Genomic DNA, 25,456 nt, shown 5'->3' on the forward strand with positions numbered 1-25,456 from the left:
TCTTGGGAACGTGGTTGGCGTCCGTGAGGTCTGGTCCGAAATATGAGATGGGGGTTGGCGAAAACGGTTCGGGTATTGGCGGGAAAGGTGGTGGGTGGGTTCGTATGCTTGCGGGTCGCTGAAATGCAGCACGTTTTGAGATGCGTGCGCGGAAGCGGTGAGCCAACCGTCCACATAGACCACCTCAGGATGAATCCTGGTCGATCGACGGAAGGATACGCATCGACGCCTTGGGCTCGATGCGACAAGCCGCGGCGCGATCGCCTGAGGGCGGGTGCGAGCGAAAATAAAAGGATGGGCAATGAAAGCGGTTTTGAATACGCCGCGCAATCGTTCGAGCTTGAACTGCTGGCTTGTAGCAGTGATCGCGGCGTGTGCGGGATTGTCGGGTTGTGCAATGGCGCCTGGAATGAAGATGACTTCGCCAGTCGAATCGTCGACGAGCGAGACGGGTGCTCAACCCGGCGTTCAGGATTCGCGCGTGCCCATCTCCACCATAGATGCCGCGCTGATCGCGCGGATGAAGGAAGGCCTGTCGCGTACAAGTTCGCGCCAGATACAAAGCCTTTTGACAACAGCCGAACCCTACACGCTCGGCAAGGGCGATGTTCTTCAGATTACGGTTTGGGATCACCCGGAGTTAGTGCAGGCGCAAGGTCCCATCGGGCAAGCAGCCATACGACCTTCCGATCCCGTACCCGGATTCGTGATTGACCAGGATGGCAATCTGGATTTTCCGTACGTCGGGCCGATTCATGTCGAGGGTCTGAAACCTGAGCAGGTTCAGCGGCGTCTTGCCGTTGCGCTGGCGCAGGTGTTCGTCAAGCCGCAAGTCACGGTGCGTGTTGCGTCGTTTCGCGCCAAGCAAATCTACGTCGATGGTGAAGTACACGCGCCGGGTGCGCTGCCGCTCAACGACATCCCGATGACCCTTTATGACGCAGTCAACAGGGCGGGTGGCTTCGCGTCTACCGCGGACCAGAGCCGGATGGTTCTGGTCCGCGGCGGGCGCTCATATTCAGTGGATTTGACCGGGATGTTGGACGAAGGTCTTAATCCAGCGAAGATCCTTCTGAAGAACGGCGATCTTCTTCGCGTAGTTGCACGTGATGAGAACGGGGTATTTGTAATGGGCGAGGTGAACAAGCCCGTTACAGCAGTGCCGATGAAAAGTGGACGGCTGACCTTGAGCGAAGCGATCGCCCAAGCTGGAAGCCTGAACAACTCGACGGCAGACGCATCGGAAGTTTATGTCATTCGCGACTCCATGAGTCCGATTCCACAGATATTCCATCTTGAAGCGAAATCCCCGGTTTCGATGATTCTCGCGAATCAGTTCGAGCTCAATCCCCGTGACGTGGTGTATGTCGATAGTAACGGGCTTGTGCGCTTCTCTCGAGTGCTGAGCCTGCTGTTGCCCGCCGTTAACGCGGCGCTAACCGGTGCGATCGTGACCAAATGATCAAGTCGATATTGGTCGTATGCGTCGGCAACATCTGCCGCAGCCCAATGGCGCAGTACCTGATCAGTCGCGAAGTCTGCGGCGTCACTGTGGTGTCTGCCGGGCTCCACGCCGTCATAGGTTCGGCGCCCGATCCGATGGCGACACGCGTTGCAGGCGAAGCGGGACTCGACATCGCATCGCATCGAGCACAGCAGTTGAACGTTGAACTCGTTCGGTCCGCCGATCTGATCCTGGCAATGGAAGCGGCGCATAAGCACAAGATCATGCGCCAGCACCCAGGCGCATCGGGCAAGGTGTTTCGGATCGGCGAGATCGGGCGCTTTGACGTGCCCGATCCGTACGGAAAATCCTTGGAACACTTCCACGATGCGTACGAGTTGATCCGGATCGGCATCGGCGCATGGGTACCACGCATAAAAGCAATGGCATAACGAGAAAACAAGATGAACAAGCAGTCCGGCCTGATGGTCGAGGATCACACTGACGAGGATGATGACCTCATTCGCTACCTGGACATACTGATTGCCAGTCGCTGGCTTATCGCGAGCGTCTTCGCCGTCGTTGTGCTGCTGGGGGTCGCTTATTCATTTCTAGCGAAGCCGTCATACGAAGCGGACATCATGGTCCAGGTCGAAGAGGATAACCCGACGAGTGCGAGTTCTCTGCTCGGCGACGTGTCATCGCTGTTCGCCGTGAAGACTCAAACTGAGGGCGAGTTGGAGATCCTGCAATCGCGGACGGTGGTCGATCAGGCAGTGAATAGCATGCGTCTTTATATCGATGCGCGGCCACGTTATTTTCCGCTGATCGGCTGGCGTGTCGCTCAAAACGCAAAATCGCTCTCCACTCCGGGTCTGGCTGGGTGGGGTGGTTTCTGCTGGGGAAACGAATCGATCGACGTACGTGAATTCGACGTGCCAAAAGAGCTTGAAGGCGAACGTTTTCGGCTAACGCTACTGGGAAACCAACGCTTCCGTTTGACGCAGTCAGACCTTGATTCACCGATCGAAGGCATCGTTGGCAAGCCACTGGACATCGAGCAGAGCGTTGGCCATCTTCACCTCCTCGTCGCGGGCGTGCACGCGAAGCCGGGCGCCGCATTCTATCTGACTCGCGAATCAAAGCTCAAGACGCTGACTGATCTGCAGCAAATGCTCAAGATGCAGCAGAAAGGCAAGCAGAGTGACATCATTATTGGCGCGCTGCGTGGCAGCGATCCGCAGCAGATATCAGATATTCTCAATCGGATAGGAGACGCGTACGTTGCGCAAAACGTGAAGCGGAAAACTGCCGAAGCGGACAAGTCATCGCAGTTTCTTGAAGCATTGCTGCCGGGGCTGAAGCATGATCTCGAAGTCGCGGAGAAGCGATACAACGCCATGCGGAACCAAAGCGGCATGTTCGACGTTAGCGTCGAGGCGCAAACCTTTCTACAACAAAGCGTCGCCGCGCAAAGTGGCCTGCTCGACCTCCAGCAAAAGCGCGCCGATCTCGCAACACGATACGCGGCGGCTCATCCCGCCATTGTCGCGCTTGACGCACAGATCGATGCGATGAAAGCCAAGGCGCGCGACTTGAATGACCGCATGAAGCTCTTGCCGAATCGCCAGCAGGACGCGGTTTCGCTGATGCGTGATGTGCAGGTCGCTCAAGACATCTACGTCGGAACGCTAAACAACATTCAGCAGTTGAAGCTGGTGGCAGCGGGCAAGGTAGCCAGCGTTCGTCAGGTTGACGAAGCACGCGTCCCGGAAGATCCGGTATCACCAAAGAAGCCACTCTTGATCGGGATTGCTGCAATCGTGGGTTTAATGCTCGGCATCGGCGCCGCGTTTGTACGGGAAATGCTGTACGGCGGTGTCACGGACGCGCAGGACATCGAGCGTTTTGCTGGCCTCAACGTATACGGCACGATTCCACTCTCACAGGTTCAGAAATCGCTAAACGTGGGCATGCAGTCAGGTAGGCCGGGTAAGTATCTGCTCGCTGAGTCGCATCCCGACGAGCCGTCGATTGAAAGTCTGCGTAGCCTGCGCACCGCTTTGAGCTTCGCGATGCTCGAAGCGCCGAACAATCGTTTGCTGCTGACCGGCCCTGCACCGGGCATCGGTAAGTCGTTCGTTTCTGCCAACCTCGCGAGCGTGCTTTGCGGTGGTAACAAGCGGGTGCTGCTCATCGACGCGGACATGCGGCGCGGGCACCTCCATCAGTATTTCGGCCAGGAACGTGGTCAGGGTCTGTCAAACGTGCTTGCAGGCCACGCCGCGGCCGAAGCTGTCATTCAGCGCGAGGTGTCGCCGGGTCTCGATCTGCTGACAACTGGCAGCATTCCACCTAATGCGTCGGACCTTCTGCTTAGCGATCGCATGAACAATCTGATGGAATTGCTTGGTTCGCGATATGACATGGTAATCATTGATACGCCGCCGGTGCTTGCGGTCTCTGACACTCCAGCAATGGCTGCCCTCGCGGGTACGGTCTTCCTCGTCGCACGCTTTCAAAAGACGGTGCTCGGTGAGATCACTGAAAGCGCGCGACAACTACAACGTGCAAACGCACCGCTCAAGGGCGTGATATTCAACGGGGTAGATGCGCGTGCATTTGGATATCGATCGAAGCATGGTGCGTATCGTTACGTTGCTTATCAGTATCAGAGCCCGAAGTGCGTAAAGAGATGAGCGGAATGCGCGCGAGCCGGCGTCGAGTTCCGAAGATGCCGTTCCTCTGGCTGCTTCTGGGCGGCACCGCGATAGCGGGGCTCTTTGCCGCGCTCTATCTCGGTGGTGCCGAGACGTTGACGGTCTGTCTTCTGCTGCTTGTCGCCGCGAGCATCTGGTGCATCAAGGCCGATACCGAATTGCTCCGCCTATGGCGGCTGTTCGCGCTCGCGTATTTCTGCGTACTTCCAGCTGGCCAGTTGATCGCGCGCGACGAAATCTATCTGACGCTCTTGTCTCAGCAGAACTCCGCGACGATCGAATGGTTCGTGTTAAACATCATCGGAATCTGGGCGATGAACTTTGCGCTTATCGCAATGCGTGGCAAGCGCACGGCGTCGAGCGCTGTCCCGGACATGCGACCGTCCGTCGCCGTCGTGAGCCGCTGGGTTTATGGTTATGCGGTGCTCTCTCTGGCTGCACTCGCGTTCATTTACCTGAAGCTCGGCGGCTATGCTCAAATCGCGCAGCTCTACGCGGTTCGCCTCGAAACGTCGGTGACGAAGAATGATCCCCTGGAGGGGCTCGGTGTCGTGCAGGCATTCGCCAATACCGCTCCGCTCTGGGTTTTCGTGTGCGTCATGCTTAGGCCGTGGCGCAGTCGTCTGATAAGGATTTTTGCCTTCGTCCAGCTGATTGTGCTCGGATGGCTATCGTCCGGCGTGTTCGGTAACAGGCAAGGCATTGTGTTTGTTGTGCTATTCGCATGTCTCACCTACCACACGCTTGTTACGCCTATTAGCCGGCGCGCAGCGAAGATCGTTGGCATCTGTGTCGCCGTTGGCGGTCTGGCAATGATTCCAATGAAGTTCGGCATTGACTATTCGCAGATTGAAAATCTGTCGAAAAATTTTGCGGACCAGCGGATGCTCCAACTGTCGATGGGGCCGCTCAGCTTTTTCCTGTTTCGAGATCTCTCGCGTTTCGATGTGCAAGTGCAGGCACTCGATTCGGTGTCGAAGCCGGGATACACATTCGCCATGGGCCGAAGTCTCATTGGCGGCGTGGCTGCAATTATTCCGAAGGCAATCTGGAAAGATAAACCTGAAACGTTTGCCCGCGAGAAGAGCGATATCGTTCGAGAAACAGAGACCAACCAGTCCGACGAGACGACACTGCTGTTTGGAATGCCGGGGGAATTACTCGTTAATTTCGGTATGTTTGGCTATCTTCTGTCGTTCGTGGCACTCGCATGGCTGATCACGAGGATCACGATGATGGGCCTCGGCACGGGCTGGCGCTGGATACCCGTCAAGATTGTGTCGTACCCACTGCCTTTCCTGTTTCTCCTGTTCGATTTGAACGTCCTTGCTTACTACGGAATGCGATGGATCGTGTTGTTCGCATTTCCGATGGCACTGCTGCTGAGACAAAAAAAGTTCGGAACACGTCGTTTCCATCGAAAGGTAGAGGTACGCGTTGAAGATAGTCCACGTAGTTGAAACTTGGGTGGGTGGCATCGCCAGTTACGTGACGGCGCTGATGATCGAACAGCGCAGTTGCGGGCACAACGTGGTGCTTGTATGCGATCCAGATAACATGGATGTCGCAAAGCTCGATGTCGATGGTATTGACATCGTGCCATACCGGTCGAGTCGCAATCCGCTCAGATTTGTTGCGATCTCGCGGGCAGTACGCAAGATTATCAAACTGCTGCATGCGGACGTAATTCACTGTCATAGCTCCTATGCGGGCGTATATGTACGCCTGAGCTACTTCGGCGAGGAGAAGGTACTGTACACACCGCACGCGTGGTCGTTCATGAAGAAAGACATCTCACGCATGACCGCGTTCGCCTTCGCGCTGGTTGAGAAGTGGCTGGCGCGCCGTTGCACACGGATTCTCTGCATGTCGTTCGACGAAGTGCGCGCGGCAAACAAGTATGGTATTGGGTCGGACAAGCTGGAACTTGTGTATACGGGTATCCCGACGGACGTCGCGGCCGAGCGCATCGACGTCGAAACGGAAGCCGCCACGCAGCCCGCGCGGCACATTCATGTTGGCTATTTCGGGCGGCTTGACTATCAGAAGGGCTTTGACATCCTCGTCGACGCCTTGCCGCTGCTTAAGGACCACCTCCAGGTCCATGTGTTCGGGACAGCAGTACGCGGCGGCGTCGCGATGCCGGACGGAGCGCCGTGCGTTACGTATCACGGCTGGGTTGGCCCGGAAGATGCGAGGCGCGCGATGCGGAGGATGGATGTAATCGTGGTTCCGTCTCGTTGGGAAGGGCTTGCGCTCGTACCGATCGAAGCTATGCGAGCCGGAAAGGTGCTGGTCGTCTCGAGCGAAAGCTCGCTACCGGAGCAGGTCATTCATGGCTACAACGGTCTAATGCTGCGTCAACTCACGGGTGCTTGCCTTGCCGAGCAGCTCAACTCACTGTCCATTGACGAATGCCGTCGCATGGGCGCGAATTCGCGTCACGTGTTCGACCACGCATTCAATGCGGAAAGATTTTTCAAGTCCTTGATGAACTACTATGAGAGTGTCTGACGTCTATCTGTTGCACGCCTACAGCTCACGAAACAGTGGCGACGGGCTGTTGGTCAAACTGAGCTTGCGCGCCATTCGCGAGGCCGGTTTCAGGCAGGTCGTCACTGTCGTTTGTCTGGACCCGGAGTCGTTCGTCGACTATCTTGATGAGCCGCAAATCAATTTGATTTCACTTGATCAGTTCGTTATACGAACGATTACACATGCGTGGCGCCAGCGCGGGGCAGTATTTTTCGGCGTGGGCGGCGGCTATTTGCGCGCCGGGACGTGGAAAGAGGGCTGCAAAACGCTAATTGCGCATGGATTGCAGATATTCTGCGCGTCCCTATGGAGGCCCCGCACGCGGATCTATCTCCCACAAAGCGTCGGACCTTTTTCGACGGCGCCGGGCTACATGCTCAAATGGCTTGTGCGCCGTCATGTTGATACCATCTTTCTGCGCGACGACAAAAGCGTGCGCGAGTTGAATCATCGGCATGCGGTGCGGATCGGGGATCTTGTCGTGTTGGAAATAAGCAAGCGGCCGCATGCGATTGAACTCGCTGCCAGCAAATGTTTGACACGGAGCGCGCGACGGAAGGTGTACTTTGTATTTCGCGACCTGGGTGACAAGCCGTATTCGGACGCCTATATCGCGAAACTGCGACATCTGATCGAACTGACGCCGGACGCAAACCTCGCATTACAGAGCGCGGGGCGTGGGAATAGCGACGACCTGTTCTATCAGCATGTGTTCGGCGTTGACTCGGCGCCTTCATTGCGCGATGTTATCCGCTGTGAGGATGCGATCGTCGTGTCTGTGCGGCTGCACGGCAGTCTGGAAAGCGTGCTTGGAGGGCTGCCAAGCATTCATATCGCTTACGAGCGAAAAGGGCAGGCAGCGTACAGCGATCTGGGGTTGTCCGAATACGCGTTCCATGCGGAAAGCTTCGATCCCAATGCTGTCGCTGCTGCAATCGAAGAACTCAGGTGTGACCCAGCCCCTTTCTGGCAGAAGTTGGCTGGCTCGTCGGCGAATCGCTACGGGGAACTGGTGAAGTTACTCCAGGACGAAAGCAGTCCGTCAATCACGTTTCTGATCGATGGTAACTTCCAGAAGGTCGGCGATCAGATATATAGCCCACACATGGGATACCGCAAGTTCGCGGCTCGATTCACGGAGAGCTTCGCAAGGGTGCAAGTCGCGGCCCGGTCGTTTCCGGCGCCGCACGCACGGGGAGAACTCGTTACAGGTGAAGGCGCGCAATTCATTGACGTTGGCAGTCCACGCGGCGTCACGGCGTGGATCGTGCAGTTGCCGAAGCTGATAGGGCGCATCTGGCGTGTCATTCACAATGCGGATCTTCTGGTATTGCGTTTTCCGGGAAACCTTTCGTCGATAGCGATGTTGCTCTGCCGTGCAAGTGGCAGGCCGTTTTCCGCGGAGATCGTCGCCGATCCGGCCGACTATTTCAGTGATTCTGCTTCGCGTCATCCGCTCCGCCGTGTCGCGCGCTGGGTGCATTGCGGAGCTACGCGTCATGCGGCCAAGTACGGCCGGACCGTGCGCTACGTCACCGACCGTGCGTTGCAGATGGCTTATCCACCGCGAACGCGGGCACGCTCGTTCGGTTTCAGTGATGTGTATCTGCCGGACGAGTCGTTCGATAGCCGCGACGATGCGCGCAACACGCACGACGACGGCGGCGTGTTCCGCATCGTAAACGTCGCAATGATGCACAACGAAAGCAAGGGCCACGAGATTTTGCTGCGTGCGGTGGCCGCGCTGCGTCAACGGGCGCTGAACGTCGAGCTCACGCTTGTTGGCGATGGTATGTTGCGCACCGATTTCGAACAATTGGCAGTGCGACTTGGCCTTGAGGACGTCGTACATTTCGATGGCGCATTGAATGGGGACGATGTGCTTCGTACGGTGAGCCGACATGAACTCTTTGTGCTGCCGTCGCTACAGGAAGGTATGCCGCGAGCGCTGCTCGAAGCCATGGCCGTTGGCGTTTCCGTCATTGCGACACACGTAGGCGGCGTCGCGGAGGTGCTTGATCCCACGAGTCTCGTGCCGCCGGCTGACATTGATGCCCTGACCGAAAGAATCGCGAGTGTCGTCACGGATGCGAAATGGCGTGAGCAGCAGAAACAACGGCAGCGCGAAGCGGTGCTGCGGTTTCGCTATACGGAGTTGCAAGCACATTACAGCCGCTATTGCGAAGCACTGAAAGCGTATGGCTGACTTGAAGCGAGATGTTGTTTACGTGATGCTTACGTCTGCGTTGCCCGCCGTAGGAAATTTCGTAGCGGTGGCACTTGCGCTGCGTTATTTGGACGCAGAATGGCTGGGCAAATCGTACGCACTTCTGGCGTTCTTTTTCGTTGCGATCGACCTTTTCAACTTCGGCTCGCCTCGCATCTTCACCGTCGAGAAAGTGCGATCGCGTGTATCAACATTGATCTTCCTCGATTGTTTCAGCGCAGTCGGTTCGACTGCGGTGTTCTCGATTTTCGGCACGCTGCTCGCATATTGCGGTGTATTTGCGCGGACGCAGCTTGGCGTGCCGATGGTGCTGGCGCCGATGTGCTATGGGCTGTCGCATTACGCGCTAGGCGTTATGCGGTTTTACGGACGCAGCGGTACCATCTGCTTGATCTCGACGGTATCCGCAGTGAGCCGAGTATTGATCGTCGTGCTGCTGATCACGAATCGCTCACTTGAGCCGTTTTTCCCAGACCTGCTGTTGCTTGTGGAGGCGATCTATGGGGCGATGCTGCTCATCGCGTATCTGCATTCGACACGTCGCGGGCCTCCGTGCGGATCTGAATTCTTCCGTCCTCAAGCGGAGAATTTCAACTTTCGCACTTTCGACTATAAGACATTTTTCTTGGAGAATCGCAAAGAGATTCTAGGTAGTTGGTACGGGAACGCGATATTTTCCGGGGCAAAACACATTGACATCATGATCGTCACCTTCATCCTCGGGCCGGCGTCGGGATCTCTGTATCGCGGTGTTAAGAGCGTGCATAACCTCGCATTCAATTGCGGCCAAGGAGTCGCGCTTGTACTTACGGGCGGCTTTAAACGGGTGATGGCTGCGCTCCTGTATTTGCCGCAACGCCACGTCATGGCAGTGGGTGCTCTGGTCTTCATTGCGTTCGTGTCGATGGCGAGCTGGTTTGCATGCCGCGTTCATCTGTTTCCGACCGCAGCCCTCGGCTCCCATGTGATGCAGTTGGCCTTCATGTTTGTTGCGTTCCTCGGCGCCACGCTGATCTTCTTGTGCCGTGTGCTATCAATCATTGTGTTCTCCGCGGACCGCGCATCATTCGTCAGGATCTCAACGTTTGAAGTCGGTGCGTCGCTGCTTTTGGTTTCGGTACTATCGTATGGCTTCGGGTTAATCGGCGCGCTGGCGGGTATTGTGATCACAGGTATGCTAGTGCTGATTCTGTCGTTGCTTTTCAGTCGCCGCGTAGCGAGGCGCTCGCTCACAACGCTATAGGCAGACGCCGCGCCGACGCTCCTCACTTCCTGACCTCGCAGAAATGAAACGTAGAACCTTGCTTTTGGGATGCCTGAGTGCCCCGTCTGCGTGGATGGCTTCACGTGTATCGGCTGTGCAACCCATGGGCAAGAGAGTGTTTGCACACTACATGGTTGCGTGGCCGCGCGGTGGCCCGAACGCGAGCGTCGACGATTACATTGCTGAGTTCCGCGACGCACAGGAACGTGGCATCGACGGCTTCGCCCTGAACTGTGGCGGCTGGAATCGCAGCGAACCGCTTTATCGCGCACGCGTTCTGAAGATGTATCGTGCCGCCGAGCAATTCGGCAACGGTTTCAAGCTTTTCGTATCGGCAGATGGAAAAGCTCAAGACGAGCTGGACGACATTGTGCAAAGCACCGCCGGTCTCCCCGCGCAATTGAGGGTCGCCGGGAGGTCGGTGGTTTCGGCATATGCGTTAGGCGGCAAGAATCCTGCGCGCTGCGAAGCGCTGATCGAGCAAGCGAAATCGCTTGGCGTGTATTTCGTTCCTCACTTCGTACCTTCGACTGGCGAAGCGGAAATCAATGGTCCCGTCGCGAGGGAGGTCGCGACTCGCTGTTTTGCCGCGCAAGGGTATTTCTATTTCGGCGCAGCCGGTGCACCGGATTCGCTGGCAAGCTCCGTCAAAAATCTGAGTGCCTCGCTGAAGTCGGCCGGCAAGCTGTTTATGGCGTCTGTCACGCCGTATTACCGAGGCTTGCCCAATGGTACGAACTACCGTGCATTCGAAACCAACGGTTTCTCGGGCATGGCGACCGAATGGCTCTCTGCGATTCACTCGAATACCGATTGGGTGCAGATAGTGACATGGAACGACTGGGCAGAATCAACATACGTCGCCCCGATCAGCAGTAATACCCGCGCGCAAGTCTATAACCCGCGCTTCGGTGCTTTGCTGAACCATCGTGCGTACCTTGATGCGAGTCGCTATTTCATAGAGTGGTTCAAGAGCGGCGCCGCGCCTGAGATTAATCAGGATAAGTTCTACTACTTCTATCGCTTACATCCGGTGGGTGTAGGCGTGGGCATCGGCGCATCCTTTGGCAGTGTCATCGCCCCACGATCCCACACCAGATTGACCGAGAAAGTTCACGTAACATTGTTCCTGACCGGGCCTGCGACCCTCGCCATCGGGCAGGGCAACACGTGTACGGTGCATGATTTGCCGGCTGGCGTCAGCGAAGTCACCGCACCATCAATGCCCGGAGTACCACGCTTCACGCTTACTCGCAACGGCAGCACCATCGCCGAAAAGAAGGGCGAAGAGCCCATTCGCAAAGATGACTTCAGCGGCGCATTCAACTACTTCAGCGGTTCATGGGATCCGAACGATGTTTGACGCGCGAGCGTATCCTTTCCCGTGCCTTACCCATACTCCAGTCGAGCAAGAGCAAGGGTATCCCAATCGCCGTCACAGTATTTCGTTTTGGTCTGGTATGGGATTCCGATTCACTTACATATCTAATAGATAAATAATAACCGCATAAGAAAGTCACGGGAAGAAAGGTTGTTTTTTCGAAATAACAAGTTAAAACAAGGCATGTATTAGTACGCGCTCTTGCCAACGAACCCCTTGACGATTGTCAACGCAATAATCTTCATATCCATCCAAAACGTCCAATACTGGATGTAATGCATATCGAACCTGACCCGCGCTTCCATCTTTTCGATCTCTGCCGTCTCACCCCGATACCCGTTTACCTGCGCCCACCCCGTGATGCCTGGTTTAATCCGATAACGGAACATATAGTGCTGTACGAGATCCTTGTAGTACTCGTCATGTTCCACGGCATGCGGACGCGGTCCAACAACCGACATTTCCCCCTTGAGCACATTGAGAAATTGCGGAAATTCGTCAAGACTTGTACTCCGCAGAAAGCGTCCCACTCTGGTGACGCGCGCGTCGCCCTTGCGCGCCTGAGCAACAGTTCCGGGTTTGTCAGCCCCCTGATACATGGTGCGAAACTTATAGATCGAAAAGACATCGCCATTCATACCTTTGCGATACTGCCGGAACAAGATGGGACCAGGCGACGACAACTTCACGGCAACAGAAACTGCTAATAGCACCGGAGAAATTGCAAGCAACACGAACAGAGCAAAGATGCGATCAAATATTTCTTTAGGCAAGATATCCCAGCCACGTTCAGGCGTAGCCATTACATTCAAGACGGGGACGCCGCGATAGATGCCGACCACGTTCTCGGTGGATGGGCTACCCTCCAGAACAGGCAGTACACGAATATTGACGAAATCGTTCCGAAATGTTTCGAATAGATGCTCAACAGAGATTGGTTGAAATGGCGGATTGATAATCCAGATTTCCCTGAGGTTCTGCGCCCGCATTATCTGTTTGAACGCATTCATCTTGTGTACGACCGGGATTTGATCGACGAACGTATCGCTTGGTAGAGACGGATCGAAAATCACTTCTGGAACGAACGCGTTTCTGGTCTGTGAAGCTATCCGTCCCAAGAGATCGGTTTTGGCACCCCGTGGCGCGACGATTGCAACGCGTGTCGGTGCGAATCGCCAAGAGCGGAGGATTGACGGCAGCGCATGGATAGCGCAACGCCCCGCAACCAGCGCGAAAACTGCAATCACGGTCCACCATAGCAGCCAGCGGTTTCGCAGGTCGCCATTGGGATAGGGCTGGGATATTGCGACCAGAACTAGCTGAGCGCAGACCCAGGCAAACAGGACGCGCATAACGCTACTGAACGCCGAATCGTTGCGGAAGGGTTGATAAACCTTCGTCAATCGGAACGTTAGAAAAGGAAGCATGAGCCCAACAAGACCCACGAGACCATCAATATGCGTGAACGTAGTACTGTCGCGAAAGACGATGCTTTGCGAAATATAGGCAGCGCCCGAAATGCAGAGAAAATCCGTGGCTTTAGAAATGGGTGTCAGCATCGATTTTTATGCGCCAGTGACATTCGAAAGTAGCGGATGGACGCGAATGAATTCACGCGCTTCTGTGTGTTGAGAACGCAACCGGTTCCGATACTCCGTCGGCGAAATATCCCAAACCTGCCGAAAGAGTCTTGCAAGACATTCCCCACTCGTCAGTCCGCAGCGCCGAGCAATTTTGTCGACCGGCAAGTCACTTGATGTGAGCATGGCCGCGGCCAGCTCAACGCGCGACCGTCGCAGATGCTCGGACGGCTTCACTCCGATTTCCGCTCGAAAATGCCGCAAATACGAGCGGTCGCTCATCCCTGCGGTCTGTGCGGCGACCGTGATCGAAATTGGCCTATTGCAGTTGCGCGTGATCCACCGCGCACTCTCGTGAATCCTCTCCTTGATCGACTTGGCACCATTCGCTGCGATCGCATTGAATTCCGGCAATCCAGTATCAGGAAGATGTTCGAGTACTCGTCGCAACACGGACAAACCAAAGTCCTGCCTGATCAATCCAAGCGAGTGCCGCACTGCTGACCGCGATGCATGATCGGATGTGTTGTTGCCTGTCGGATCGACAGGTTGGAGGTCACCGGCAAAAGTTTGGCCGGACTCACTGATGTTAGACAGCGCAGCATCGCTATTTCCAATAACGAAAACCTCATCAATCTGTGACGTTGTCCCGCGAACCCATTCACTGAACTTCACATCTCTTGTAATGTCCACAGCCATTTCTCCGCTCGCGACGAAGACCGCCCGAGCGGAGCAAAACTGCTCAGCCGGTTGTGTCAACACGTCGATGCGCGCGGAACTGGACACACAACCACCGTGGCTCGAAACAAAAACCGTCCTGTAGCGGGGCGCGTCATCATGCCCACCAGCCAGGACCTGATTCGCCTTGTCGAATACGTCGGCGACTTCCACTGCCGGCAACATCGAAAACCCGTCGAAAACGAAGATCCCGATAACGTGCGTACCAAGGCTCGCAGCCTGATTTGGAAGAGCGCGGTTCGGATTACGCGAAACCTCGTAGTAAGTCGTCTTCATCAATGCCTCCCGGCCGCGTATCGGTGAGCCTTGGCGCGAAGCGTAGTTGAGCATTGAGACGAACGGTCCGGTTCGAAGCTCTGTCACTAGCTTAAGCACGCGCTACATAGAGGCGCAGAGAATACGAATCCATTTCTGCAAGTCCTATCGGACAATTCCGATTCGCGGTGTAGAAGTTTCGTGCAGGAGAGCTTTAGCGAAAATACGCGACGAGACGTCGAATTCCCCCTACAGACACATTCAATCCCACGAATTGATGCACCATTCGTGGGCATTTCACAACGAATTTCAGCCCTGTCCTGACTTCAACTAGACGACGCGATGGCGCTCGGGCAGCATCACGTCCGTTGCACGCACCCCTAACCGGAAGTGCGTGCATACAAAACGGCAAAAAGCTGAACAAATAGTAAGCATGCCGAACAAAAAATGTTAAATCCAGAACACACGCCAACCACCATATCTACCAAAATCGGAGATCGTCCAATGAAGAAACAGGTCATCGCGCTGGCCGCTACAGCCGCCTTCACCGCTCCCGTTTTCGCGCAAAGCAGCGTCACGCTGTACGGCGTGATCGACGAAGGCGTCAACTATACGAATAGCGTCAACGGCCACAGCGTCGTCGAATTGCAAAGCGGCTACGCGCAAGGCAGCCGTTGGGGCTTGAAAGGCGCAGAAGATCTGGGCGGCGGCAACAAGGCGATCTTCCAGCTCGAAAACGGCTTCGACCTGAATAGTGGCCGTTTGGGGCAGGGTGGCCGCATGTTCGGCCGTCAGGCGTACGTCGGCGTGTCGAACGACCGGTTCGGTACGGTCACGTTGGGCCGTCAATACGATTCCGTCGTCGACTATCTTGCGCAAACGACGTCGAACGGCAACTGGTCCGGCTATCTGTTCTCGCACCCGTTCGATAACGACAACACGGACAACTCGTTCCGCGTCAACAACACGGTCAAGTACGCAAGCCCGGATATCGCCGGCTTCCAGTTCGGCGGCACGTATAGCTTCAGCAACGACGTGAATTTCGCCAACAACCGTCAGTACAGCTTCGGCGCGCAATACGCGACGGGCGGCTTGTTGCTTGCCGCCGCTTACCTGCAGGCGAACAACACGGGCGCAACGTCGGGCGGCGCGATCGCAACCAACGACGCCAGCTTCCTCGCCCAGCGTATGCGTGTATTCGGCGGGGGCATCAACTACACGTTCGGCTCGGCGACGGTCGGCTTTGCCTACACGAACTCGGACTACCACAACCCGACCGGCAACGGCTATCTCGGCACGCCTGGCGCGATCGTCGCGGCTGGCTCGACGCTCAATCGCCTGCGGTTCCAGAACTTCGAACTGAATGCGAAGTACCAGTTGACGCCCGCGTTCTATGTCGGCGGCGAATACGTGTACACGCTGGAGAACTACGATTCATCGACGGGCGGCGTCAAACCGAAGGTCCATACGGTCGGCCTGATGGCGGACTACAACATCTCCAAGCGCACGGACTTCTACGTTCAGGGCGTGTACCAGAAGGTCGCGGGCGACAAGACGAATTCGATCATGGACAACGCGTTTATTCTCGGCACGCAGGCTCCGTCGTCGACGTCGAACCAGCTCGCGTTCCGCGCAGCGATTCGCCACAAGTTCTGATCGCGCATGTAGCAAGCGACATTCGTGTCGTGAGATTTCCACGCATTTCCCGTCGCGCTTCATTTGAAGCCCGACGGGTTTTTTTATTCGCGCATCTCGTTCGCCGCTGCGCATTCATTCACAAACAGATGAAGCGCCGCGTACTGCAGCAACATGATGGTCTTGCCGTCCATGATCTCGCCGCACGCGACCATCGCTAGTGCATCGTCGAAGGGCAACTCGAGTACTTCGATATCTTCGCCCTCGTCGGCGATTCCGCCGCCATGGCTGATGCGCGCATCGGTATCGTATTCGGCGACAAAGAAGTAGAGCTTCTCGGTCACCGAACCCGGACTCATGAACGCCTCGAACACCTTGCGCACGCGCTCCACGCGATAGCCCGTTTCCTCTTCGACTTCAGCGCGAATCCTTTCCTCCGGCGATGCCTCTTCGAGCAGACCGGCGGGCGTTTCGATCAACATCCCTTCGTGTCCATTGACGAACGCAGGCAAGCGGAACTGCCGCGTCAGCACGACGGTCCGTCGCCGCGGATCGTAGAGCAGCAGCGTCGCGCCGTTGCCGCGATCGTAGGTCTCGCGGCTCTGTCGCTGCCAGCTGCCGTCGGCGCGCTGGTAGTCGAAGGTGTTCTTCTTCAGCACGTACCAGTCGTCGGATAGCACCTGCACATCGACGAAACGCACGCGGTCAGCCGTGTTGCCCATGAATCCTCCTTGTCTCGAACGGAATCATGGTATCGTGCAGATTCGTGCAATATCAAGAAAATTCGTGCAATTCCGAAAAAGCGACACCATCAGACAAATAGATGCTGACTTCCCAACGTAAGAATCTGATTCTCGATGCGCTTCAGCGCGACGGCCAGGTGCTCGCCAAACCGCTGAGCGAGGCATTCGGCGTCTCGGAAGACACGGTGCGCCGCGACCTGCGCGAACTCGCCGCAGAAGGCAAACTGCAGCGCGTCCACGGCGGCGCATTGCCTTCATCGCCAGCGGTGGCGAATCTGGCGGGGCGCCAGGCGATCGGCTCGGAAGCGAAGGCGGCGATCGGTCGGGCCGCCGCGCGGATGATCGCGCCCGGCCAGATCGCCTTCATCGACGGCGGTACGACTGCCATCCAGCTGGCGCGCCATCTCTCCGCCGACCTGCGCGCGACGATCGTGACGCACAGTCCGAGCGTCGCCGTCGAACTCGCGGCGCACGAAGCGCTGGAGGTCGTGATCATCGGCGGGAGGCTGTTCCGTCATTCGATGGTGACGGTAGGGGCGGCCGCGATCGAGGCGCTCGGCCACATCCGCGCCGATCTGTACTTCATGGGCGTGACGGGCGTTCATCCCGAGGCGGGGTTGAGCACGGGCGATCTCGAAGAGGCCTACGTGAAACGCGCGCTGGTGGCGCGCGCGGCGGAGACGGTCGTGCTCGTATCGTCGGAAAAGTTGAATGCCGCGTCGGCGTACATGATTGCGGGCATCGACGCGGCGAGCACGATCATCGTCGAGAAGGGCGCGCCCGCGTCGACCACGGCGCCGTTCGAAGCGCTCGGCGTGACGATCGTGCGCGCGTGAATCGAGCGGACTCTATTGCTGCTCGAGAAAGCGCTTCAGTTCAGCGAGATCGCGTTCGACCCACTTTGCGTCCGCGGCGAATTGTGCGTCGCTCATGCCCGCTGTCCGGAACAGCGTACACAGCACTTCGCTGCCTTCGCGGTTCGCGACCACGCGCATCGGTATATAGATCTCGTTTCCCTGTCCGGTGCTCACATAATGATCGAGCACGCCATACGGATTGCGCGGCGTGAAGCGCACGTCGACGGATTTGCCGTCCGCGCTTTCGAACGTCCATCGCGTGCCTTCGCCGCGCAACGGCTTGCCGAGCCCCGACGCCCACTGTGCGAAGGACAGCGGATGCTCCATGAACGCGTACACCTCGCGCGAGTCGCGCGCGATCGCCACGCTGATCGTTTTCGATTCGCTAATGTCGGCCATTGACGTCTCCATGCTGTTGAAACGGCGGGGTACTTCTCAAGTTTCGCGCGCGCGGTGCCGATATGAGATAGAGCGGCTTTATGACGCGTGGTTTAAAAGGCAGTCGATAGGCTATCGATCTACCTGCCATCCACCGAAAATTACCGCGATTAAACATTTTGTATCAGAGTGTTCGCGCGCCGCGTTTTCCGGCGCCTGCACTTTACAATGCGGCTTTAATTTAGAAGGCTATTCCGACCCCTTTAGCGGAAGATCGCATCAGATATGACGCGGCTCCGAGCGAGATGACGGATTGGCCCCGGCAACGCGCCGGACGGTTGAGGCCGCAACGAGGCGGCATGCTGCGCGCCTCCCGCGGGTGTCTTTCGACATCCGCTGATTGGGCGAGCCGCACGCATCCGGTCTTTGAACGAATCATGCGGGAGAGCATATGTCGAAGAATGGATTCGACAGGACCTGGGCCAGTTTCGCGAGCTTCACGCTCGCCTTGATGTTGGGCGCCTGCGCGCATGTCGGCGAGCAGGACGCGAAAAAGAACGATGCGGCATCGGCCGCGCAAACGGCAGCCGATCCGGCGCCCGCGGCGCCTGCGACCCAGATGGTCGCGCAGCCGGTTCCGCCCGTCGTCTATAAGGTGCGTCGCGGCGATTCGCTGGCGCGCATCGCGCGCAGCCACAACGTCACGGTCAAGCAAGTCCTCGCGTGGAATCATCTGAAGCCGTCCTCGCGCTTGCATATCGGGCAGGCGCTGAAGGTGTCGTCGCCGGATGCGGTGAAGATGGTCGCCGTTCCGAACGGTCCAGCCGGTCCGGCTCCGGCGCAGGGCGCGACGCCGCTCAATGCAAATGGCGCCGCAGCGGCTTCGAGCGGCACGTCAAGCGCATCGAGCAGCACGGCAAGCGGTGCTGCCAGTAAAACGACCGCCACTTCGAACACGACGGCATCGGCACCCGCAACAGGCGCCCCTGCGCCGAGCCCCGCCGACGCCCGCGAAGTGAACGCCGAACTGGCGCGCCACGCGAAGGGCGTGTCGCTGATCTGGCCAGCGCAAGGCAATGTCGTCGAAGGCTTTCAGGCTGGCGAGACGCGCGGCATCGAAATCGGCGGCAAGCCGGGCGACCCGATCCGCGCGGCCGCCGACGGCAAGGTCATGTACGCCGGCACGGGGCTGAACGAGTACGGCAGTCTCATCATCGTCCAGCACAACAAGGATTTCCTGACGGCCTACGCGCACAACCGCAAGTTGCTCGTGAAGACGGGCGATATCGTGCGCAGGGGTCAGCAGATCGCCGAGATGGGCAGCGAGAACAACTCGCGCGTTTCCGTGCTGTTCGAACTGCGCCGCGACGGCAAGCCGATCGATCCGATGCCGTTCCTGCCGCATCAACGCGGATAAGGCTCGCGTCGGCCTAACCCGCCGACGCTCAGTCTAACCACCGCAACACTGCGGCGACGATCGCTTCCGGCGCGTCTTCCTGCATCAGATGCCCGGCATTCTGCACCGGCTGAAAACGCGCGTCCGGAATCACGCTGGCCAGATGTCGCCCGCGTTCGATGGGAATCCACTGGTCGTCTTCGCCCCACAGAATCTGCGTGCGGCAGCGTATCTGCGGATAACGCGCTTCGACCTCATCGGTGTAGCGCTGGTCCATCTGCGCGATCTGTCGGTAGAACGCCGGTTGTCCCACGTCGCCGAGCCACGGCGTGACGTAGGGCGCAAGCCCGTCGTCGGTGATGGTCCTTGCCACCGCGCCGCGTATGTACGCGTTGACGACGGCTTCATGGATATACGCGGGCAGCCCGGCAAAAGCCGCCGCATGCTCGCGCACATGCCGCACGAATGGCGAGCCCCACGGCGCGACCGCGACAGGATCGATCAGCGTAAGGCTTCTGTAGTCGCAACCGTCGATCAGATGCGCGCGCAATGCCGTCGCGCCGCCAAAATCATGTGCGACGACATCGGCCGCATCGAGTCCCCAATGTTCGAGCAGCGCAGCAAGCAAGCCGTTCTGCACGCCGAGCGACACATCTGCGCCTTCGCGCTTCTCCGATTGTCCATAGCCGAGCAGGTCGTACACATGAACCGTGCGGTCATGTGCGAGATACGGCGCGATCCGGTGCCATACCCATGATGAAAACGGCGTGCCGTGATCAGCACGATGGGCGGCCCGTCGCCGAAGACCCGATAACGAACAGTTTGGTCGCGATACGTGAACTGCTGATCGAGCGTCCAGTGTGTCATGCGTGTTCAACTCCGTTCGACATTCGTGCGAGTGTGGTTCGTTTTTGAGTCGATAACGCCAGGTGTGCGCTGCAGCGCAATGTGCGCTCCTGCAGATTCTCACCTTTGCGGATCTGCCACCTGCCGAAAGTCATTCAGGCGTACTGCATTCCGCGTTTCATCGCACATGAAGCGGACTATGCAAAGGTGAGGCAATGCAGGAGCCCATGCCAGTTTCCGTTTCTCATACATCGACTCAAATGCGAAACAAACGAGTCGATTAATCAACCCGCTTCAAGCGATTTCAATATCGGCGCGATTTGTCCATGCGCATGCAGTATGTCAGGACTGTTCTGCAAAATTTGCCGATAACGCGGCAGGAAAATATTGCCTGGTAAGTCTTCTGAGAAAAGACCGACAACAGATTCAACGGCGCCAAAACGATCGGCGCTGGTTGCTTCATCGTCATCGAGAATCTCGTCGACATTCGCGATCATCACCGACAACGGATTGAGCCAGCGAAAGCCCGATCCATTGATCAGCACCTGCAGGAACGCCGCGGGCGTCACGGGGCCAAACTCCTTCTCATACAAGGCGCGCTCGTGATCGAGTATCGCCTTATGCAGCACGAGTAGCGGCTTGCGTATCTCGCCAAGAAACTGAATGGCGCGCTCGTCGTTGATCTTCATTGTTTGACTCCGGAAGCAGTAATGCATTGAAAGAAACGTGAAGCTGGCTTGCATGTATGAGATGGAAGAAAATGCGCATTTCGAATGAAGCATTTCAATGAACTGCCCAGAGCCGAAGCGAAAGAGCAAGCGCAAAATAATCGTTTCGTCGTCTGCGTTCCACATCAGAAACCACGCCGGTTGCTTTTTTATAGGCAACTGAACGATGCTATGCTGGCGGCGCCCATTATGAAGATTCGCTGAACATAGCAGTCTGTCTGCGTGACGGTGTCCGATAGTGGAAGCAGCGTCTTCCGGTCAAACCCCAGGCACACGTCATCAACCTCCCGGACATGCAAGACGAACACACGGCAACCTTGCTCGACTATTACACGCGACATCAGACTTCCGTGCAATGGCGCGGCTTTCTGACCGCGCTCGCCGAAGAGTTCGAGACCCAGATTGATACGTCGCAGTTGCGCGAGCTGATGTCGCGCATTGGCGCGCGCTTTGCTGCGAAGCACCCGGCGGGCGACTGCGCGACGCTGGACGATCTCGCTGCGTTTCTCAACAGCATATGGTCCGGGCTCGACTGGGGCTTCGTTCGCCTTGCCGAACGGGACGACTATCTGTCCATCGAACATTGCTGCGCGCCGCTTGCCGCGTTCGGCGAACGGGCCGCGCCGTGGGCTTCCGCTTTTCTCGAAGGCGCGTATCAGCACTGGCTGCACGAACTGGGCGCGGGCTCGCTGGCACTACAGGAATATCAAAGCGCCGACGCGCACACATACGAATTCAGACTGTTGAAGGCGCCCTGACTAAACTAGACCCCAACGACGACGTTAACCATATAGTGAAACAGTGGGCGGACAGCTAGCGCTGTCGCAGTACAGGGATGCGCAGGACAAGCAGAGGAAACATCATGAGCGTTTCAGACGACGTCGGTAATCTGTTCCGGCGCTTCGGTGGCGACGCCGGGCAATATCAGGAGGTGACGCGTGACGACGACGCGAAGCATGCCGCGCTACGCTGGCCATTGCTGAACGCGCTCGACATCGCGCACGTCGGGCCCGTGCCGGACGCGGGCCGTCCCGCGTCGCCGGCGGTGCGCGCCGAACCGGCACCTCAGGCGTCGCCCGCACCCGCGGCGCAACGGGCAGACACGGTCGCCACGCCCGCCGGCTCCGAATCCACTGGACCGGCGCGCCCGCCGCTATTCGCGCGCGGCCATCGCCATGCGTCGATGCCGCCGCCCGTCGCTCCCGCGCAAATGGGCGCGAATCGCTTCAGCCCGCCGCCCACCGTCGCCGCTACTGCCGATCGCACCAATGCCGCAGCCAATGCGCCGAGCATGTCGGCCGCGCCCGCTGCTCAAACACCCGCGTCCGTCCCGCCTGCATCGACGGTTGCCGCAGCGCCTGCAACGCCCCCGGCTTCGCCGGCGTCGCGCGATGCCGCGCCGCAGCGCGAAGCACAACCCGTCCAGGTCGCCCCTTTTTTCGCACAAGGCCAAACGTTTGCTCGTGCCCCATTTGAGAATCCCGCCGTGGAAGCCGCGCGTGCCAAGCCGCAGGCGACCGCGCGGCAGCAGGGCGGTTCGATCCTCTCGGGGCTGTTCGGCGGCACGAATACGTCCCAGCCGGAGGCGCCCGCCAATGCGCCATCGAAAGACCTGACATCGCTCTTCGCCCGCCTGTCGCATGGCTCGGCGGCGCCTGGCCGTGTACTGCGCGACACCTTCAGATCGCGCTTCAAGGCGGATGGTGACGCATGAGAGTCGTTTCGGTTGTTTCGGCTAAAGGTGGTGTCGGCAAGACGACGCTCGCCGCGAATCTCGCCTCGGTGCTGGGCTCGAACGGACGCCGCGTGATCGCCGTCGATTTCGATCCGCAAAACGCGCTGCGTCTGCACTTCGGCATTCCCATCGACAGCTACGACGGCGTCGCCCGCGCGACGCTCGCGGGCGCATCGTGGCGCACGGTGATGTTCGACGGCATCGACGGCATTACGGCACTGCCGCATGGCGCGCTGAACGAAGACGACAGGCGCGTGTTCGAAGCGCAGCTCGACGCCGATCCCTATCTGATCCGCGAATCGCTCGACGCGCTCGCCCTCGATGCCGAAGACATCGTGCTGATCGACACGCCACCGGGCGCGACCGCCTACACGCGCGCCGCGCTGGTCGCCGCGGACTTCGTGCTGAACGTCGTGATCGCGGATGCCGCTTCCTATGCGGCGATTCCGCAGATGGAGCGGCTAATCCAGACTTACGCGTTGCCGCGTCAGGACTTCATCGGCTACGGCTACGTGATCAACCAGGTCGACCAGAGCCGCAGCCTCACCAAAGACGTCGTCAAAGTGTTGCGCGATGCGCTCGACGACCATCTGTTCCCTGGCGTGATCCATCTCGACCAGGGCGTGAGCGAATCGCTTGCGTACGACACGACCGTGATCCACTACGATCCGCACAGCCAGGCGGCCGCCGATCTGCGCGCATGCGGGGACTGGCTGGGCACGCGCCTGAACGGTCAGGCCAGGCTGCCGAGGAACGTCGCATGAGCACCGCTCCCGAAGACATCCTCGACGCCGCCGACAACGCGGCGCCGCGCCGCTCGCGTTTCGATCGCCTCGCGTCGCATCTGATCGACGGGCGCATTCTGGGCAGCAAGCCCGTCACGATCCTGCTCGTACTGTTCGCGCTGGCGGCGCTGTTCTTCGTGTTCACGGTGCCGCTCGCGTTCGGCGAGCAACTCACCTTTGCGATCTGCTGCTTCGTCTGCGCGCTGCTGTTTCGCCGCGCGCAAGGGCACTACGCGACGCTGGTGATGATCATGTTGTCGGTGATTGCGACGGGCCGCTATATGTACTGGCGTCTGACGGAGACGACATACTGGGAGCGGCCGCTCGACGCCGTATGGGGTCTGCTGCTGGTGTCGGCGGAAGTGTATGCGGCGCTCGTGCTGATGCTCGGATACTTCCAGACCGCGTGGCCGCTCAGGCGCAAGCCGATGCCGCTGCCTTTGGACCGCAGCGCCTGGCCGACCGTCGATATTTTCATTCCCACTTATAACGAGCCGCTGTCGGTGGTGAAGCCGACCATCTATGCGGCGATCGCGCTGGATTATCCAAAAGACAAATTGTCCATTCACGTGCTCGACGATGGCCGCCGCCCAGAGTTCAAGGCCTTCTGCGAGGAAGTGGGCGTCGCGTGGACGATCCGCTCGCACAACCGCCACGCGAAGGCGGGCAACATCAACGAGGCACTGAAGATCACCGACGGCGAATACTTCGCGATCTTCGACTGCGACCACATCCCCACACGCTCGTTTCTGCAAGTGGGCTTAGGCTGGTTCCTGCGCGACAAGAAACTGTCGATGCTGCAGACGCCGCACCATTTCTTCTCCGCCGATCCGTTCGAGAAAAACCTTGGCACGTTCCGCAAGGTGCCGAACGAAGGCGAACTGTTCTACGGTCTCGTGCAAGACGGCAACGACCTGTGGAACGCGACGTTCTTCTGCGGTTCGTGCGCGCTCTTGCGCCGCACGATGGTCGAGGAGATCGGCGGCATCGCTGTCGAGACCGTGACGGAGGACGCGCATACGGCGCTCAAGCTGCACCGCCGCGGCTACACGACCGCGTATCTGTCGATCCCGCAGGCAGCGGGCCTGGCGACGGAAAGTCTCGGTGGCCACATCGGCCAGCGCATCCGCTGGGCGCGCGGCATGACGCAGATTTTCCGCATCGACAATCCGCTCACGGGGCGCGGTCTGTCGTTCGGCCAGCGGCTGTGCTATCTGAACGCGATGATGCACTTCTTCTACGGCATCCCGCGTCTGGTGTTTCTCACCGCGCCGTTATCGTTTTTATTCTTCAACGCGCACATCATCCAGGCGGCGGCGGGCACGATCGCGATCTTCGCGCTGCCGCACATGTTCCACGCGAACATCACGAACTCGCGGATGCAGCAGAAGTTCCGCCATTCGTTCTGGTCTGAAGTCTATGAATCGGTGCTCGCGTCGTACATCACGGCGCCGACGCTGCTCGCGCTGATCAACCCGAAGCTCGGCAAGTTCAACGTGACGGCGAAGGGCGGGCGCATCGACGAGCAATACTTTGACTGGGGCATTTCGCGTCCTTACCTGATTCTGCTGGCGCTGAACCTGCTCGGCTTTATCGTCGGCTGCGTGCATATCGCGCTGAATTCCAGTTCGCATAGCGAAGTGCAGACAACGGTGCTGAACCTCGCGTGGACGGGCTACAACATGCTGATCCTCGGCGCGAGCGTCGCGGCGGCGCGCGAGCAGCGCCAGGTGCGCTCGACGCATCGCGTGGCGATGCGCATTCCGGCATCGCTGCGCTTCTCGACGGGCCGCACGCTCGTCTGCGAAACGGTTGACTACGCGGAAGGCGGCGTCGCGCTGCAATTGCCTGCCGCCATCCAGGTGCCGCTGCACGAGAGCGTGGTCGTGTCGCTGTTTCGCGGCCACGAAGAGTTCGTGTTTCCCGCCGACGTCACGTACTCGGTGCCGGGCCGCGTCGGCCTGAAGTTCGCGCCGATGACGCGCGAGCAGGAACTCGACTTCGTGCAGAGCACGTTCGCGCGCGCCGACGCCTGGACCGGCTGGGCCGAAGGGCGCGAGGTCGACACGCCGCTCAGGAGCCTGTCGCATGTGATGCGGGTTGGCGTGGGCGGTATCGGCGGGCTGTTTGAACATCTGTACGCCGACCTGCGCACATGGAGCGGTAGACGCAAGACCGCAGCAAACGACACGAAGAATGGAAAATAACG

The 25,456-nt window shown here is 58.6% G+C and carries 21 protein-coding genes and 1 pseudogene; 16 read left to right on the forward strand and 6 right to left on the reverse strand.

Features of this window, described 5'->3' with window-relative positions:
- Positions 1-301 precede the first annotated feature (301 nt).
- The 8 genes from BLT65_RS36270 (at position 302) to BLT65_RS36305 (ending at position 11,553) form a co-directional block, all read left to right on the forward strand.
- Entirely contained in the window at positions 302-1,462 is a 1,161-nt protein-coding gene (locus tag BLT65_RS36270) for a polysaccharide biosynthesis/export family protein (RefSeq protein WP_091787418.1), read from the forward strand.
- Positions 1,459-1,896 (forward strand): low molecular weight protein-tyrosine-phosphatase, encoded by a 438-nt coding sequence (locus BLT65_RS36275; protein ID WP_091787421.1) that lies wholly within the window; start codon positions 1,459-1,461, stop codon positions 1,894-1,896. Before BLT65_RS36270 ends, BLT65_RS36275 begins: the two co-directional genes overlap by 4 nt.
- A 12-nt stretch (positions 1,897-1,908) precedes the next feature.
- Positions 1,909-4,143 (forward strand): polysaccharide biosynthesis tyrosine autokinase, encoded by a 2,235-nt coding sequence (locus tag BLT65_RS36280; protein ID WP_091787424.1) that lies wholly within the window; start codon positions 1,909-1,911, stop codon positions 4,141-4,143.
- Between the two features lie 35 nt (positions 4,144-4,178).
- Entirely contained in the window at positions 4,179-5,624 is a 1,446-nt protein-coding gene (locus BLT65_RS36285) for a hypothetical protein (protein WP_091787427.1), read from the forward strand.
- A gap of 7 nt (positions 5,625-5,631) precedes the next feature.
- Positions 5,632-6,678 carry a glycosyltransferase gene (locus tag BLT65_RS36290; RefSeq protein WP_279634508.1) on the forward strand — a complete coding sequence of 349 codons (1,047 nt, stop codon included), beginning with the start codon at positions 5,632-5,634 and terminating at the stop codon, positions 6,676-6,678.
- Positions 6,665-8,905, forward strand: a complete 2,241-nt coding sequence (locus tag BLT65_RS48150) for a glycosyltransferase (RefSeq protein WP_091787433.1) — start codon at positions 6,665-6,667, stop codon at positions 8,903-8,905. The genes BLT65_RS36290 and BLT65_RS48150 overlap by 14 nt, the downstream gene beginning before the upstream one ends.
- Entirely contained in the window at positions 8,898-10,169 is a 1,272-nt protein-coding gene (locus BLT65_RS36300; protein WP_244186901.1) for a hypothetical protein, read from the forward strand. Before BLT65_RS48150 ends, BLT65_RS36300 begins: the two co-directional genes overlap by 8 nt.
- Before the next feature lie 124 nt (positions 10,170-10,293).
- Positions 10,294-11,553, forward strand: coding sequence for a glycoside hydrolase family 71 protein (locus BLT65_RS36305; RefSeq protein ID WP_244186903.1), 1,260 nt, complete (start codon positions 10,294-10,296; stop codon positions 11,551-11,553).
- Between the two features lie 206 nt (positions 11,554-11,759).
- Here the strand turns inward: BLT65_RS36305 and BLT65_RS36310 are convergent, their stop codons facing one another.
- Positions 11,760-13,130 carry an undecaprenyl-phosphate glucose phosphotransferase gene (locus BLT65_RS36310; RefSeq protein WP_091787438.1) on the reverse strand — a complete coding sequence of 457 codons (1,371 nt, stop codon included), beginning with the start codon at positions 13,128-13,130 and terminating at the stop codon, positions 11,760-11,762.
- A 6-nt stretch (positions 13,131-13,136) separates the two neighbouring features.
- On the reverse strand, positions 13,137-14,165 hold the full coding sequence (locus BLT65_RS36315; protein WP_091787495.1) for a helix-turn-helix domain-containing protein: 1,029 nt from the start codon (positions 14,163-14,165) through the stop codon (positions 13,137-13,139).
- A 483-nt stretch (positions 14,166-14,648) separates the two neighbouring features.
- On the opposite strand from BLT65_RS36315, the gene BLT65_RS36320 reads away from it, so the two are divergent.
- Positions 14,649-15,800, forward strand: coding sequence for a porin (locus tag BLT65_RS36320; protein WP_091787441.1), 1,152 nt, complete (start codon positions 14,649-14,651; stop codon positions 15,798-15,800).
- Positions 15,801-15,883: 83 nt separating this feature from the next.
- Here BLT65_RS36320 and BLT65_RS36325 read toward each other — a convergent pair whose 3' ends face one another.
- Entirely contained in the window at positions 15,884-16,501 is a 618-nt protein-coding gene (locus BLT65_RS36325; protein WP_091787444.1) for an NUDIX domain-containing protein, read from the reverse strand.
- A gap of 101 nt (positions 16,502-16,602) precedes the next feature.
- Here BLT65_RS36325 and BLT65_RS36330 point away from each other — a divergent pair, with 101 nt between their 5' ends.
- Entirely contained in the window at positions 16,603-17,358 is a 756-nt protein-coding gene (locus BLT65_RS36330; RefSeq protein ID WP_091787447.1) for a DeoR/GlpR family DNA-binding transcription regulator, read from the forward strand.
- Between the two features lie 12 nt (positions 17,359-17,370).
- Here BLT65_RS36330 and BLT65_RS36335 read toward each other — a convergent pair whose 3' ends face one another.
- A complete protein-coding gene (locus BLT65_RS36335) occupies positions 17,371-17,778 on the reverse strand; it encodes a polyketide cyclase (protein ID WP_091787450.1) in 408 nt (135 codons plus the stop codon).
- A gap of 430 nt (positions 17,779-18,208) precedes the next feature.
- Between BLT65_RS36335 and BLT65_RS36340 the strand changes: the two genes are divergently transcribed.
- Positions 18,209-19,174: a peptidoglycan DD-metalloendopeptidase family protein gene (locus BLT65_RS36340; RefSeq protein ID WP_091787453.1), complete on the forward strand. Its 966-nt coding sequence runs from the start codon at positions 18,209-18,211 to the stop codon at positions 19,172-19,174.
- A gap of 28 nt (positions 19,175-19,202) precedes the next feature.
- Here the strand turns inward: BLT65_RS36340 and BLT65_RS36345 are convergent.
- Both BLT65_RS36345 and BLT65_RS36350 read right to left on the reverse strand, forming a co-directional pair.
- Positions 19,203-20,020 (reverse strand): annotated as a pseudogene (locus tag BLT65_RS36345) (alpha/beta fold hydrolase).
- A gap of 263 nt (positions 20,021-20,283) precedes the next feature.
- On the reverse strand, positions 20,284-20,688 hold the full coding sequence (locus BLT65_RS36350) for a hypothetical protein (RefSeq protein ID WP_425273191.1): 405 nt from the start codon (positions 20,686-20,688) through the stop codon (positions 20,284-20,286).
- Between the two features lie 84 nt (positions 20,689-20,772).
- Between BLT65_RS36350 and BLT65_RS47420 the strand changes: the two genes are divergently transcribed.
- From BLT65_RS47420 to bcsA, 5 genes are all read left to right on the forward strand, one after another.
- On the forward strand, positions 20,773-20,931 hold the full coding sequence (locus BLT65_RS47420; protein ID WP_167306606.1) for a hypothetical protein: 159 nt from the start codon (positions 20,773-20,775) through the stop codon (positions 20,929-20,931).
- A gap of 89 nt (positions 20,932-21,020) precedes the next feature.
- Entirely contained in the window at positions 21,021-21,485 is a 465-nt protein-coding gene (gene bcsD / locus BLT65_RS36355) for a cellulose biosynthesis protein BcsD (RefSeq protein WP_091787455.1), read from the forward strand.
- A 104-nt stretch (positions 21,486-21,589) separates the two neighbouring features.
- Positions 21,590-22,441, forward strand: coding sequence for a cellulose biosynthesis protein BcsP (bcsP, locus tag BLT65_RS36360; protein WP_091787458.1), 852 nt, complete (start codon positions 21,590-21,592; stop codon positions 22,439-22,441).
- Complete coding sequence (bcsQ, locus tag BLT65_RS36365; RefSeq protein WP_091787461.1) at positions 22,438-23,226, forward strand: cellulose biosynthesis protein BcsQ; 789 nt, start codon at positions 22,438-22,440, stop codon at positions 23,224-23,226. The genes bcsP and bcsQ overlap by 4 nt, the downstream gene beginning before the upstream one ends.
- Positions 23,223-25,454: a UDP-forming cellulose synthase catalytic subunit gene (bcsA, locus tag BLT65_RS36370; protein WP_091787464.1), complete on the forward strand. Its 2,232-nt coding sequence runs from the start codon at positions 23,223-23,225 to the stop codon at positions 25,452-25,454. Before bcsQ ends, bcsA begins: the two co-directional genes overlap by 4 nt.
- Positions 25,455-25,456: the final 2 nt, after the last annotated feature.

It is taken from the genome of Paraburkholderia steynii, from assembly GCF_900100565.1.
Lineage (GTDB): Bacteria > Pseudomonadota > Gammaproteobacteria > Burkholderiales > Burkholderiaceae > Paraburkholderia > Paraburkholderia terrae.

Coding starts and splice junctions, on each gene's coding strand:
- BLT65_RS36280 (WP_091787424.1), top strand. CDS start 1,909: ATGAACAAGCAGTCCGGCCTGATGGTCGAGGATCACACTGACGAGGAT.
- BLT65_RS36330 (WP_091787447.1), top strand. CDS start 16,603: ATGCTGACTTCCCAACGTAAGAATCTGATTCTCGATGCGCTTCAGCGC.
- BLT65_RS36270 (WP_091787418.1), top strand. CDS start 302: ATGAAAGCGGTTTTGAATACGCCGCGCAATCGTTCGAGCTTGAACTGC.
- BLT65_RS36350 (WP_425273191.1), bottom strand. CDS start 20,688: ATGAAGATCAACGACGAGCGCGCCATTCAGTTTCTTGGCGAGATACGC.
- bcsA (WP_091787464.1), top strand. CDS start 23,223: ATGAGCACCGCTCCCGAAGACATCCTCGACGCCGCCGACAACGCGGCG.
- BLT65_RS48150 (WP_091787433.1), top strand. CDS start 6,665: ATGAGAGTGTCTGACGTCTATCTGTTGCACGCCTACAGCTCACGAAAC.
- BLT65_RS36285 (WP_091787427.1), top strand. CDS start 4,179: ATGCCGTTCCTCTGGCTGCTTCTGGGCGGCACCGCGATAGCGGGGCTC.
- BLT65_RS36315 (WP_091787495.1), bottom strand. CDS start 14,165: ATGAAGACGACTTACTACGAGGTTTCGCGTAATCCGAACCGCGCTCTT.
- bcsD (WP_091787455.1), top strand. CDS start 21,021: ATGCAAGACGAACACACGGCAACCTTGCTCGACTATTACACGCGACAT.
- BLT65_RS36275 (WP_091787421.1), top strand. CDS start 1,459: ATGATCAAGTCGATATTGGTCGTATGCGTCGGCAACATCTGCCGCAGC.
- BLT65_RS36300 (WP_244186901.1), top strand. CDS start 8,898: ATGGCTGACTTGAAGCGAGATGTTGTTTACGTGATGCTTACGTCTGCG.
- bcsQ (WP_091787461.1), top strand. CDS start 22,438: ATGAGAGTCGTTTCGGTTGTTTCGGCTAAAGGTGGTGTCGGCAAGACG.
- BLT65_RS36340 (WP_091787453.1), top strand. CDS start 18,209: ATGTCGAAGAATGGATTCGACAGGACCTGGGCCAGTTTCGCGAGCTTC.
- BLT65_RS47420 (WP_167306606.1), top strand. CDS start 20,773: ATGAAGCATTTCAATGAACTGCCCAGAGCCGAAGCGAAAGAGCAAGCG.
- BLT65_RS36325 (WP_091787444.1), bottom strand. CDS start 16,501: ATGGGCAACACGGCTGACCGCGTGCGTTTCGTCGATGTGCAGGTGCTA.
- BLT65_RS36305 (WP_244186903.1), top strand. CDS start 10,294: ATGGGCAAGAGAGTGTTTGCACACTACATGGTTGCGTGGCCGCGCGGT.
- BLT65_RS36335 (WP_091787450.1), bottom strand. CDS start 17,778: ATGGCCGACATTAGCGAATCGAAAACGATCAGCGTGGCGATCGCGCGC.
- bcsP (WP_091787458.1), top strand. CDS start 21,590: ATGAGCGTTTCAGACGACGTCGGTAATCTGTTCCGGCGCTTCGGTGGC.
- BLT65_RS36310 (WP_091787438.1), bottom strand. CDS start 13,130: ATGCTGACACCCATTTCTAAAGCCACGGATTTTCTCTGCATTTCGGGC.
- BLT65_RS36320 (WP_091787441.1), top strand. CDS start 14,649: ATGAAGAAACAGGTCATCGCGCTGGCCGCTACAGCCGCCTTCACCGCT.